The sequence below is a fragment of the Nostoc sp. EspVER01 genome, assembly GCF_034530635.1.
Lineage (GTDB): Bacteria > Cyanobacteriota > Cyanobacteriia > Cyanobacteriales > Nostocaceae > Nostoc.
Genome location: NZ_JAVRCS010000001.1, coordinates 311675 through 324398 on the forward strand (window position 1 = coordinate 311675; position 12724 = coordinate 324398).

Below are 12724 nucleotides of genomic sequence, written 5' to 3' on the forward strand. Positions count from 1 at the left end.
ACATCGTTGCTTAAATATTTATTAATAATTCTTATTAAGTCAGTTTCCTTCTTAAACAGCAATGACAAAACTGCCTGATGGTCAATATTGTCTCAATACAGACAGCATCCTTTAGGGTTCAATAAATTTATCCACCTAGATATCCACCTAGCTGTACCTGATTTACTTTGCTTTAATTTACCTCTTGTAAAGTGAAGTAAATACTTGCAAATCTTATGAAAATAGCAATGAGCGATCGCCGTTTTTGGAGGCTGCTAGCGCAAACAATTTGTATTGCTATACTTACGCTGGCTATTGTCGTCAAATTTACACCCCTTAAATCTAGTTGGAGTACTACATCAGGCTATCACTGGGCTAATGTATCGATTGGAGGAGGTGGTTATGTTACAGGCATTTATTTGCATCCACGAGAGCGAAATTTAGTCTATATCAGAACTGATATGGGTGGCTTTTATCGTTGGAATTCAAAAGACTACAAATGGATTCCGCTAACAGATATGTTTAGCTTGCAACACAGCAATTACTACGGGGGAGAAGCCTTAGCACCTGACCCAAATAACCCAGATATTGTATACATCGCAGCAGGGAAATATACTGCCAGTTGGAGTGGATTAGGAACAATTTTTAAATCGAGCGATCGCGGTAAAACCTGGAATAAGCTGAAAATAGACTTGCCAATGGGCGGCAATGAAACTAAACGTTGGCTAGGAGAAAGGCTAGCCGTGAATCCCTTTAATTCCAATGTTATTTTATTTGGCTCGCGATTGAATGGGCTATGGAGGTCTTCAGATGGTGGTACAACATGGGGCAAGGTTAGCTCCTTTCCCAACAAGTCGGAAGCAAATATTGGAATTGCAGGTATTGTATTTAACAAAAATGTGTATGGACTAGTCTATGCTAATGCCTATGGAGATGGCATATATAAATCCACTGATGCAGGTATTACCTGGAGCAAAATACCAGGAAGCCCATCACACGTGAATCGAATGGCTTTCGCAAAGGGCAGAGTTCTGTATGTCACGCATACGTCAGGTGTCAGCAAGTATGCAAACAGTGTTTGGAGCAATATCACACCAAGTAACGCGAAAACTACATTTAATGCCATTGCTGTAGATCCAAAGAATCCCAATCACCTTTTAATTGTTTATGACCAGTATGTTTCCACAACAAACAATCGTGTAATATTTCAATCTACTAATGGTGGAGCTACATGGCAACAGAAAAAGCATAACTTGAAACCTCAAGTGCCCTGGTGGCCTGAGTGGTATTTTGCCTCCGCAACCTCAGCTATTGAGTTTGACCCAAAAACTCCTGGACGGTTATGGTTAACAGACTGGTATGGAATATGGCGGACAGACAACATCAACGCAGAGCCATCTGTTTGGTCGAACTATGCAAAAGGACATGAGCAGTTAGTTAGCTTCGCCCTAGCTTCGCCTCGAAGTGGCTCTAAATTGTTGAGCGGTGTTGCTGATACGGATGGATTTAACCACAGCAATGGGCTAGATGTCTACCCATCTACGCAGTTTGGTGGCAAAAATAGTCCTCGGTTTCAGGATACCTATGGCCTTGCTTATAGCGAAAGCAATCCTTCACAAATGGTACGTGTTGGTGGTAATCGATGGAACAATATTTATACGGGAGCAACTTCGAAAGATGGGGGACTGACATGGAAAAAATTTTCCTCGTTTCCGAAGAACACAATACCGTTGCGTGTAGCCATGTCAGCTACAAATCCAAATCTATTTGTCGTAATTGTTCATCGAGGACAGCCGATTCGCACAACCAATGGCGGATTTTCTTGGAGCGAAGTATCAGGATTACCCAAAGGCCCTAAAGGCCCGTGGTACTGGGGTCAACCATTAGTAGCTGACACATTAGATGGCAACACTTTTTACTATTACAGTCGTGGCAATTTATACCGTAGTAAGAATGGAGGCGCATCCTTTAGGATTGTAAACTCATCATTGCCTTCAGAAAGTTGGTCTATGCTCAAAACAGTTCCGGGGGTTAATGGCGAAGTCTGGCTCAGTCTTAACTCTCACGGACTTTATCGCTCAACAAATGGTGGTGTGAACTTTGCCCATATTCCGAAAGTGAAGAAAGCTTATTTATTCGCTCTTGGAAAGGCACGGAATGGAAGCAAAATTCCTGCACTGTATTTGTATGGGGAAATTGCTGGTATGAACCAAGGAGTATTTCGCTCTCTCGACAAAGGAAAAACATGGATAAATATCGCCTTTTTACACCAACCTATGGGCAATGAGCCGAATGTAATGGAGGCTAGCTGGCAGAAATTCGGACTAGTCTTTATTGGCACTAACGGTAGAGGAATATATCGAGGTAGCCTGTAAAAAAATACTCTTGTTTGTACAACTGACATCACCTGGAAGAAAACCACAAAGCTAAAAGATTATTAATTTTTGTACTCTATGTTAATTTTTGTAAAAAACATAGTAGTATGATTTTTGCGACGTTATTTAATACAATTAGGTTGTTAGTATGAGGTATAGAGATATGTAGTATATGTATAGTTAACGCTTATGAAATGACAGCTTAACATCAGCAAAGCTTTTGCGATGCTGCAATATACGGGTTTTAAGTAGTATTCTAGGTAACTTTAATTAAGGTGGTAGAGATATTAGGTAGTGATAGCTATTAGCTTGATACCTTTCTTAATTCATTCATCTAGGAAAGGTAATTTTTTAAACCCTCTGCATACTAGTATTTTACTGCTAGTGTTGTGTTTATTCGGACAGCAAGTCTTCAACCTCTTGATAGCACACCTAAATCATGAAGTATACGATCGGGTAACTCATGCTTTACTCGTAGGGCGAGAAGGAGAACGTCTACTCAATGCTGTGATCGATAATCAAGAAAAAGGTTTTCTAGAAAATTCCACTCAGGGACAAACTAATCTTATAGATGATCGTCAGAAGAGGCCCAGCTTTCACAACAGCTTCAACCATCTGTACAATCTCGTACAAGACAACCCCAATCAAATAAAACAACTCAATAAAATTAGATATATCTATAACCAGTGGCAAAGGGAGTTGAAGCAAAAAACGCTTTCTGGTTCTGTGAGCAGCTCTGCTCTAACAAAAAGCACTTTATTTGATTCCTTGCACAACGAGATTGGGAAACTCATTCAGCACGAAGAAATGCTTTTGAGGGTTCGCAAAAATCGCGTACAGTATTTGAATAATATTAACACTGCGAGCAATATTTTCAGCACATTAATCATTTTGTTAGGAGCAATTTTAAATCTCCAGTTGTTGCATTGGCGAGTCAAACTTCCATTAAGCAAATTGACCCAAGTTTGCAAACTTTGGCAAGCGGGACAAATGGAAGTGCAACTCTCCCATTCTTCTATAGACGAGATCGGGCAACTAGCTGGAGTTCTTAACGCGATCGCAGATAAGACTCGTCATCGTCAACAAAGTATTGAGGTGCGTAACCAACAGCTTGAAGACATGATATCTGCACTTTCCCACGACCTACGTATTCCTTTACTTGCCACTCGTAACACTTTAGATTGTATGCTCAAAGGAGCTTTTGGTTCAGTAAATGACACTTGGAAGGAAGTTTTTCAAGAGTACCATGAAGCTAATGAGGATCTGCTTAAGCTTGTGGAACTCCTTTTAGATATCTCCCGTTATGAAGCACGCAGCGCTTGTTTAATGTGCGATCGCCTGAATTGGGAAAAGATTTTAATTAAAGTAATTAGTCAAATAAAAGCAACATCTACACGTGAGTTAGCCTTCATTTGTAAAACTTCTCAATTGTTGCCAACTGTCTATGGTGATGAACTAGAAATTCAAAGGGTTCTACAAAACTTACTTGATAACGCTGTGCGAGTAAGTAAGCCTAACGGGGAAATTCTGATTGAGATAACGCCTGATGGAGAAGAGCAAGTGCGGGTTTCGGTGCGTGATTACGGTTCAGGAATTGCACAGCAAGCTCAGGAAAAGCTATTCCACCGCTTTATTCAAGGACGAGGGCATCGTGGCAGAAGTGGGCTTGGTCTGTACTTATGTCGTCAAATTATTGAGGCTCACGGAGGAAACATTGGTGTAGAAAGTTCTCTTGGAAAGGGAAGTACTTTCTGGTTTACTCTCCCAAGTGCCATAAATAAACTTGATTGCAACGATGAACAGAATATAAACAGATGTAGTAATAATGATACCTAATATTGACAAAGAGAAAACTGTGCGGGTTCTATTAGTTGACGATCACGCTTTAATCCGCCGAGGGATGAAAGGGCAATTTAGCCTAGAACCTGGTTTTAGTATAGTTGGAGAGGCATTAGACGGTGGAGAGGCTGTTGAATTAGCTAGTCAACTCCAACCAGATGTAGTTTTAATGGATATCGATCTACCAGTTATGGATGGGATTACAGCCACCCAGCACATAAAAAGTAACTGCTTGACTACTTGTGTTCTAGCCTTAAGTGCCTTCGACGACGATATCCAGGTCATGGGGATGCTTGCAGCTGGTGCTGATGGTTACTGTCTTAAAACCATTGAATGGGAACAGCTCATCGCTGTTATTCAATTGATACTTCAAGGTGGTGCTTATTTAGATCCTCTAATCGCTCAAAAAGTTGCTCGGATGCTTAGGTCAACCGCTGTCACTCCCGATGCTCCTGTATCTCAGGTAGTAGCGCAACCTATTCTCAGTAATCGCGAACGCGAAATTCTTAAACTTATTGCACAAGGACGCTCAAACCAGCAGATTGCAAACCAACTCTACCTCTCACTTGGAACCGTCAAGTCTTATGTACGTATGGTTCTCAACAAACTTAGCGTTGACGATCGCGTTCAAGCAGCAGCTTTAGCCGTACGCCAAGGGTTGATTTAAGCTTATAGGAATTTATGTAAACAGTCAGATAATTCTGTCAAAGTGGTAGCCAGTGGTGAGATGTCATTCACAAGTTGTTCTGACCACAAAATGTAAGGCTGAAGTAGTTGATGCTGGAATTGCTCAGGTATGGGTAGACATAACACCAATACATGAGGTTCAAACAAAGCGATCTCTTCCGGCGTGGGAATACAATAATATGGAAAAACTTCTGCATTTTGTTTTAGGCAATGACTGCTGACGCGCTGCACGGTCATGACGTTGCTACCAACAACCATAATTCGGTGTCTTTTCATAGTCTTTTCATATCTTTAGACTTCTCTGCAAATGGGAAATTCCTACTAGAAAATGGTTTTAGCGATCGTAAAGGAAGTGCGATGGCTTAACCGCCTTGAATGGACGTAACAATAAGGCTTTGGGCGAAGAAGTTGAGCTAAATCATCAGTTGAAAGATAGAAAGAATAAAGATTGATTTTTTCCCAAGCAGTCTCAAGTCATTAACAGATAAAGAGCATAAGCAATTAAATTGCAATCTGACAAGCCCACAGACTGCCATTCTTAGCTGACTATAGAAATGACGAGATAAACAAAACTTCTCACTCGCTACTGGAAATATTTTCACTCAACATATCATTTGTTCAACACCAATTCTGCGTGGCAATAATTGTTTAATTGTTTGTTATCTTAATTTCCGTAGTTGTCAAAATCTCTGATTTTTTTAGTTTTTTATGTGGTGTAGTCAGTCAATCGGCGTTAAAAAACAAAGCTATGTGAAGAAATGTAAATTCGCCAAGTAGCTTATAAATTGGTTATTGTATAGGTTTGAAAAAATTAAACATACGTTTGTTTTATCGTGCCTAATTACCTTATTATGAAATTTAGACTATCTGTACGCCACAGCCAAACGGATAGTTAACTGGATAATTTTATTCCTCATTAGGATACTGTATAAAAAATAATTTAAGTAGCCATCAGATAGTATTTTATATCGGTATTTGCGTACGAAAGTATACGTAGGTTTCACTAGGTTTTTACTCAACCTTGTGAATAAACTCTCAATTTAAATCAAATCTTTTATGGTACTTACACATTAAAAAGTTAAGTATCTCAAAAGCCCTGACAGATTAAAGATTTCAGCTTTGTTGCAGGTAATGCTCACTTACCAGCAGCCACAATTTTTTGTGTCGATTAATGTATAACACTGTCAGTAAATTTCCGGTGAGCAGAAAATATGGGCAATGCTCTGAATCCTACTATTTTGAAACTCCAGATGGCGAGCATTAAATTATATGGCAGACCGAGTTAGTTTTCTCGATACTGATTTTGATCGTATGCCTCTATACGAGGCGATTGAACTATTACTGGCGCAGTTGCTGAAGCGGCAGGGTGGTCGAGTGTATTATGCTAACGCCCACACTATGGTAACTGCTGCCAAAAACCCAGCATTGGCAAAGGCGTTAGAACAGAGTGATTTGTTGTTGGCAGATGGGAGCGGAGTTCGTTGGGGTAGTGCTTTATTGGGTACACCATTGGTGCATAATCTCAATGGCACTGATTTAGTTCCGGCTTTGTGCAAAGAAGGGGCAGCAAAAGGTTTATCAGTCTATTTTTTAGGTGGTAAGCCGGGTGTCGCTGAAGAAGCGGCAGCTAACCTCAAGAAAGCATATTCTGGATTGATAATTGCTGGAACTCAGCACGGTTATTTTCCTGAATCACAAACGCAGCAAGTATTAGAGGGTATTCGGATAGCCCGCCCGCACCTGCTGTTAGTGGCGATGGGCGTACCCCTACAGGAAATTTGGATTAACCAATATGCTAGCCAATTGCCTCGTATCACTTGTATGGGTGTGGGTGGTCTGTTCGATTTTATGGCTGAACGTGTGGCCCGTGCCCCCTATCCAATTCGCTCTGTTGGTATGGAGTGGCTGTGGCGACTGGCAATGGAACCGACTCGACTTTGGCAGCGCTATCTTCTAGGCAACTTGATCTTTTTACGTTTAGTACTAACCTACGCGTTTGCTCGACGCCAAAGTGAAGAACAAAGTAGCCAAATCACATTAGCTGCACGAAATAAGTCTGGATTTGAAAACGATTTGAACTTTTAATCACCAACAGTGATTAAAAGTTGCTTGTAACACTACTCTTTAGGTGATTCATCTAGTCAAAGTAGATTTTATAGATAGTTTAGGCTTAACCGCTTTACTTAAGGGGGTTTCGTCTACACGTTCAAGTACCTGTCGTTCGTTAATTTGAAATTTGCAAGCACCTGTTCGGATGATCTTGGAACTAACTCAGATGGATTCAGTGTTTGAAATTTATGAGAATTATGACGCCGTTGTAACGATGTTGAATGCTTAAACATGAAGTATTGATCGCTACCGTCATTGCAAATATCTTAAAGAACAGATTGACTGGTGACATATTTACTTGCTTAACCGATTAAAAAGTTTTATTCCCGCTTTTACAGGTTACTGAAATAAGTAAATGTACATATTATCGAGTTCATAAACTTTACCTACTAAACCTGTAATTATTTATGTCTAATACCTTTACTTCTCATCGTTTTGATATGCAAGTTCTAGATAATACCCATACTCTTCCTAAAGTTAAAGTTCCAGTTCATCCCTCTGTCATCAGTAAAGCCAAGCGAATGATTGACATCTTGGGTGCTGTGATTGGGCTATCGATTACAGTATTCTTAGTAATTCCTATTGCGATCGCTATTAAGTTAGATAGCCCAGGTTCTATATTTTACAGTCAAATTCGCTGTGGTTTGAATGGGCGTCACTTCCGAATTTGGAAATTCCGTTCGATGTCAGTTGGAGCTGACCAACTTAAGCATCTAGTTAAGAATGAAGCTCAAAGCGATCAGATATTCAAAAATGAGAATGATCCCCGCATTACCTGTGTAGGAAAGTTTCTCCGCCGCACTAGCCTAGATGAACTTCCTCAGTTTTGGAACGTACTGCTGGGAGAAATGAGTCTAGTCGGTACCCGCCCTCCTACTCCTAATGAAGTGATACACTACTCAAACCACCACTGGGAACGTTTGAATGTCAAGCCGGGTATGACAGGTGAATGGCAGGCTCATGGTCGCTCCAGTATTAAAGATTTTGAAGATATTGTTCACATGGACTTAGACTACCAACGTAAGTGGTCTATCGTTTATGATATGAGTCTTATCTTGAAAACTTTAAAAGTTGTGTCAAATAAGAGCGGTGCTTGCTAACCTACAGTTGACAGAAAAACAGTTATAAGTTTACTCAAAAATAAGCTTGCAATAGTTGCTCTAAAATTATGTAGGCAAACGCAAGTGTGTCTCCAAGAGTTGCCCGTCCTAGACATCGCAAATTGAAGTATTGTCTCTGACTCAATTAGAGGATTTAAGAGGTTGTTTGAAAAGTTTTTTTGTAGTGACTTTAGCCACTTTTATATCCCCACTAACCCACCTTAAAAAGGGGCTAACTGGAATCAAAGATCCCCTTTAAAACAGGGATTTAGAGGGAGCTAAAACTTTTAATATCGACAACAGAACTTTTCAAATATCCTTTAAGATCGACTTTATTCAAAATTAAGTTAAGCTATGAATCGCCGTCCCTACAATAATCATTCTTTTGTAGAGACGGCGATTTATCGCGTCTTGGTGATAATTTATCTTTACTCAACTTCCTCACAATGAATTAACAGCTTTTCCATCGCTTCTGCTAGAGAAATCAACTCTGTCCAAGAGGAACCACTAACTAAATTTTGGGCGTGAGCTAATCGGTTTCGCAACTGTTCAGCAGACTTGAGGAAACGTTCACCAAACCGTTTTGATTTTAATCCTAGTTGCTGGAGAAGTTCTGGTTGATTTAAAATCAACTCTCGCTTATCACAGAATTGCAGATAATCTAACAAATCGGTGGCTTCGTTTCTTTCCTGACTCTCTCGCCACAGTCGTTGAGCAACTTCTAAGCGCTCAGGTTTAAGGACTTGTTGCCAAGAATCTTGAGGATAGTAAATCCGCACCAGCCGCAGCAAATTCATTTCTAGCAGGGTTACTAAGCCAAAGAGTAGCATTCGCACGGGTGCTTTCTGCAAATCACCACAGGTAACAATACCACTTACTTGATTACAATCTAAGACAAACAATCGCGGAGTTTGTTGCAAAATGGGTAGCAACTTGATCAGTGGGGTGGAAATGGCAATTAGTTCTTTGGGATGAAACACCCGTTGATAGTCGCTACATTTACCTTTTTTGCCTGGGATCAAACTAGAGCGTTCTACATAACCACTAATAATATCTCCCGTCTCAACGCCGATAACATCAAAATTTTGTGCTTGCATCCAATGCAACACTTCTTTCGCCTCCGCATCAGCTGGCATAGCTTTTAGGGGTTCTGCCACGTATTCAATGGTGATATTGTTCTCAAATAAACTCCGCAGGTCTTGAGAACGTGATTTTAGGTGTTTCATCCCCCGGCTGTGAACTCACGTTAAATAATCCTACGGCACTCACGCGATGTCTGCGACGGGCTATTCGGCGTCGCCAGTGGAATTTTCTGTTAGATTATCCTTGCGTAAGCGTAGCTATCCCAACAAATACCATAGACCAATGTTATACCATCTTAGTTGGTATCATTTTAGTGATAATTTAGACAATTTCAAGTAACAAAATATTTCGCATCTACAAAAAAATAAATATATATGTAGTTAACTATATGAGAATAGTTGATTAGTTTGCGATAAAAATGCCGAAAATACCGACAAAAAAATGTTATTACTAAAACGACGTATCGAATTGACACTTGGTAGAATTTTACCAAGATAACCAAAATTGATAATATTATTATGCCAAGAAAAGAACAAGGATGGGTTACATTTCAAACTTCAGAGGATGAGCGGAAGATTCTAGAGGAGTTCTGCGAACAGTCTCAACGCACCAAGACTGAGATTCTGCGGGAACTCGTGCGTAGTCTCACTCAGCAGTCATCAACACCAATATCACCAGCAACTCAGCAAGAAAAACAGGAAGATATCTATTACACTCAAAAGCCTGACATAGAAAGTAGTATTCACAAGAAATCACTAAAAGTTAGCTCTCGCAATATTCTTAAAGGTGTGGTTAAACGAGTTGTTTTTGGAGCAGTTAATAGTGAGGTTACTCTGGAGATTATTCACAAAGTAGAATTAACTTCCATTATCACCAGAGCTTCCGCAGAAGAGTTGGAATTATCTGAGGGAAAAGAAGCTTATGCGGTTATTAAATCTAACGATATTGTCATTGCTAGAGAATAGAATTAAATATTAAGAGCATAAACTTTCTTTACTTGAGTAAATATATTTGATGCGATCGCTTATGTAATATCATGTCCGGGTAATTAGTTATGATTTCCACAGTCATTGCACCCCACTCCCCGCGTGCGGGGCTACGGTGTACACACAAGTGCTTTCCACATACGTTTCAACTCTTTTACCCACATTTTTGTCAGATGTCAGAGTTAAGCTGTCATACTTACCGATATCCCGCCCAGAACTAAAGTTCAGGGCTAATAGCTGAAGTCCACTTCAGTGGACTGAATAATCAATTTAGTCCACTTAAGTGGACTTGGGCTATGAGACTCGGAATTTATTCCGAGGCGGGATGGGAACGCAGTGCGAGATTTATTAATAAAGATATGGCTGCGACAAGACTTGTGTGTACACGGTAGGCTTTTCGGGAGGGGAGACAAAGCATAGCTTTGGCGGGGTGGGGTTCTTGAGGTTTAATAAGTAACCAAGCGGACATGATATAATAGCTGTTTTCGTATAAATGGAATACACGATAAGGTAGCATAGGTGTGCTACCTTACTGAAAACGAATATTAACCTTCTTTAATCGCTGTTTGATAGCGACCTAGTGCGATTAAAGGAAAGTATTGTTGATACATATGATACTTAAGATAAAAATGGCAAGGGAAGCCAGTACCTGTAAAGTCCGCCTCAAACCAAGTACCATCTGGCTGTTGAGTTCCCACCAGATAGCCAATTCCTCGCTCGATCGCATCAAGAGCTAATTTACCTGTTGCTTCACCTGCTGCCAAAAGGCCAATTAAAGCCCAAGCAGTTTGAGATGCAGTACTATTTCCTTTGCCTTTGAGACTAGGATCGTCGTAGCTGCGGCAAGTCTCGCCCCAACCACCATCTGGATTTTGGCATCCAACTAACCAAGCTGCTCCTCGTTCTATACTTTTTTTATGCCTTTGAGGATCGATTAACGCTAAGGCTGACAAAACGCCACTGGTGCCGTAGATATAATTTACACCCCAACGACCAAACCAACAGCCTTCAGTTTCTTGTTCGCGTAGAAGATAAGTAAGCGATCGCTCTAAATTATCACTATCAATTGACAAATCACAAGCACCCAGCATTTCTAGTACTCTAGCCGTAACATCTGCGGTGTTTGGATCGATCATCGCTTTCAAATCGCCATAGGGAATTGAGTTAAGCCAATCTTGATCGTTATCCAAATCAAAAGCAGCCCAACCACCTGGTTTACATTGCATAGATGCAATCCAGTTTAAGGCACGAGCGATCGCAGCTTGCTTGATTTTTTCATTCGGGAGTTTCGCCAAATGTAGCGCCATCACCACTACAGCCGAGTCGTCTACATCGGGATAAAAGCGATTTTCAAACTCAAACGCCCAAGCCCCTGGTTTTCCCTGGCGATTTTTTACAGCCCAATCTCCGTAATCTAAAATTTGTTTTTGTAATAACCATTCTCCAGCCTTGACGACAGCTGGATGATCAGGTGCAAAGCCAGATTCTACTAAAGCACGCATTGCCCAAGCCGTATCCCAAACAGGTGAAACACAAGGCTGTACCCGGTAGCTATCCTCGGTTTCAATGGCAAAGTTATCAATTGCTTGCAAACCTCGTTCCACAATGGGATCGTTTCGGTCATAATCCAGACACCGCAAAGCTAGCATTGAATTCAGCATCGCTGGAATAATGCCGCCCCAATCGCCTGTAGCTTCTTGGCGCTCTAAAATCCATTTTTCGGCGGCTTTGATGCCTTCTTGACGAAAGGGTACTAAATTAAGGCTTTCTGCCAACTTGAATCCTTGATCGAGGGTGAGGAATAAATCTGTCCAATCACCACTTTGAGGCAATTCCCACTGGACTCGATCAATACCTTCAGCGTAAAGTTCATCTAGGTTGATAGCTGAGTCGGTGAGATAAACAGGTTTGCGATCGCATACAATCAGCAACGGTACAGTACTGGAACGTGCCCAGCTAGACATCTCGTAGATATTGACAGGAAAAGCTTTTGGCAACAGCATTATCCAAGGTGGTAGCGAGGGAATACCGCGCCAGTTGTAGCAGCCAATCAAAGCTAAGTGCAACTTGGTAAAAATCCGAGTTTTGCTGATTCCACCGCGTTGGAGAATAAAAGCTTGCGCCCGAATCATCGCCGGATCGGTTGCTGGTACGCCTAGCAATCTTAGAGCCATGTAGGCTTCAACCGAGGTACTAAGTTCTCCGCCATCACCGTAGAAAAGTTCCCAGCCGCCATGCTGCCGTTGCTCTTGACGCAAATATGCTTCAACTTTGTGTAAAGGTCTGGTTTGGTCTGTTCCCCAAATCTTATGCAGGAGAACGACTTCAGCAGTGATGGTGACATTAGATTCTAACTCTGCCCACCAATAACCTGCCGGATTTTGAATTGAAAGCAGATATTCTTGGCTAGCTGCGATCGCTGTTGCGACTTGATTGACTTTTACCCTGTCTTGTGTTTGCATCAAAAACTATTTAACCTCAACACCCAAAACTAGTTTTGAATCCGGCACTCAAGTAAAATTTTTTTCCTCTATCAGTAGAGATAGTATTGTGTCTGAGTCACTGA

9 protein-coding genes are annotated in these 12724 nt (G+C 41.0%); 6 read left to right on the top strand and 3 right to left on the bottom strand.

Features of this window, described 5'->3' with window-relative positions; all coding sequences use genetic code 11:
• The first annotated feature begins 215 nt into the window (after positions 1-215).
• From RMX69_RS01245 to RMX69_RS01255, 3 genes are all read left to right on the top strand, one after another.
• Positions 216-2354 carry a hypothetical protein gene (locus RMX69_RS01245; RefSeq protein ID WP_322636221.1) on the top strand — a complete coding sequence of 713 codons (2139 nt, stop codon included), beginning with the start codon at positions 216-218 and terminating at the stop codon, positions 2352-2354.
• A gap of 420 nt (positions 2355-2774) precedes the next feature.
• Positions 2775-4190, top strand: a complete 1416-nt coding sequence (locus RMX69_RS01250) for an ATP-binding protein (RefSeq protein WP_322636223.1) — start codon at positions 2775-2777, stop codon at positions 4188-4190.
• Positions 4180-4860: a response regulator gene (locus tag RMX69_RS01255; protein ID WP_289799759.1), complete on the top strand. Its 681-nt coding sequence runs from the start codon at positions 4180-4182 to the stop codon at positions 4858-4860. The genes RMX69_RS01250 and RMX69_RS01255 overlap by 11 nt, the downstream gene beginning before the upstream one ends.
• A 2-nt stretch (positions 4861-4862) precedes the next feature.
• Here RMX69_RS01255 and RMX69_RS01260 read toward each other — a convergent pair whose 3' ends face one another.
• On the bottom strand, positions 4863-5156 hold the full coding sequence (locus tag RMX69_RS01260) for a hypothetical protein (protein WP_289799758.1): 294 nt from the start codon (positions 5154-5156) through the stop codon (positions 4863-4865).
• A gap of 993 nt (positions 5157-6149) precedes the next feature.
• On the opposite strand from RMX69_RS01260, the gene RMX69_RS01265 reads away from it, so the two are divergent.
• Positions 6150-6965 (top strand): WecB/TagA/CpsF family glycosyltransferase, encoded by an 816-nt coding sequence (locus tag RMX69_RS01265; protein WP_322636224.1) that lies wholly within the window; start codon positions 6150-6152, stop codon positions 6963-6965.
• Positions 6966-7429: 464 nt separating this feature from the next.
• Positions 7430-8089, top strand: coding sequence for a sugar transferase (locus tag RMX69_RS01270; protein WP_289800133.1), 660 nt, complete (start codon positions 7430-7432; stop codon positions 8087-8089).
• Between the two features lie 428 nt (positions 8090-8517).
• Here RMX69_RS01270 and RMX69_RS01275 read toward each other — a convergent pair whose 3' ends face one another.
• Complete coding sequence (locus tag RMX69_RS01275; RefSeq protein WP_322636225.1) at positions 8518-9315, bottom strand: hypothetical protein; 798 nt, start codon at positions 9313-9315, stop codon at positions 8518-8520.
• A 375-nt stretch (positions 9316-9690) separates the two neighbouring features.
• On the opposite strand from RMX69_RS01275, the gene RMX69_RS01280 reads away from it, so the two are divergent.
• Complete coding sequence (locus RMX69_RS01280; RefSeq protein ID WP_289799755.1) at positions 9691-10137, top strand: TOBE domain-containing protein; 447 nt, start codon at positions 9691-9693, stop codon at positions 10135-10137.
• 566 nt (positions 10138-10703) lie between these two features.
• Here the strand turns inward: RMX69_RS01280 and shc are convergent.
• Positions 10704-12620 carry a squalene--hopene cyclase gene (shc, locus tag RMX69_RS01285; RefSeq protein WP_322636227.1) on the bottom strand — a complete coding sequence of 639 codons (1917 nt, stop codon included), beginning with the start codon at positions 12618-12620 and terminating at the stop codon, positions 10704-10706.
• Between the last annotated feature and the right edge of the window lie 104 nt (positions 12621-12724).

Excerpts from the sequence above, each read along its gene's own strand:
- RMX69_RS01255 (WP_289799759.1), top strand. The coding sequence starts at position 4,180 with ATGATACCTAATATTGACAAAGAGAAAACTGTGCGGGTTCTATTAGTT.
- RMX69_RS01270 (WP_289800133.1), top strand. The coding sequence starts at position 7,430 with ATGCAAGTTCTAGATAATACCCATACTCTTCCTAAAGTTAAAGTTCCA.
- RMX69_RS01280 (WP_289799755.1), top strand. The coding sequence starts at position 9,691 with ATGCCAAGAAAAGAACAAGGATGGGTTACATTTCAAACTTCAGAGGAT.
- shc (WP_322636227.1), bottom strand. The coding sequence starts at position 12,620 with ATGCAAACACAAGACAGGGTAAAAGTCAATCAAGTCGCAACAGCGATC.
- RMX69_RS01245 (WP_322636221.1), top strand. The coding sequence starts at position 216 with ATGAAAATAGCAATGAGCGATCGCCGTTTTTGGAGGCTGCTAGCGCAA.
- RMX69_RS01265 (WP_322636224.1), top strand. The coding sequence starts at position 6,150 with ATGGCAGACCGAGTTAGTTTTCTCGATACTGATTTTGATCGTATGCCT.
- RMX69_RS01275 (WP_322636225.1), bottom strand. The coding sequence starts at position 9,315 with ATGAAACACCTAAAATCACGTTCTCAAGACCTGCGGAGTTTATTTGAG.
- RMX69_RS01260 (WP_289799758.1), bottom strand. The coding sequence starts at position 5,156 with ATGAAAAGACACCGAATTATGGTTGTTGGTAGCAACGTCATGACCGTG.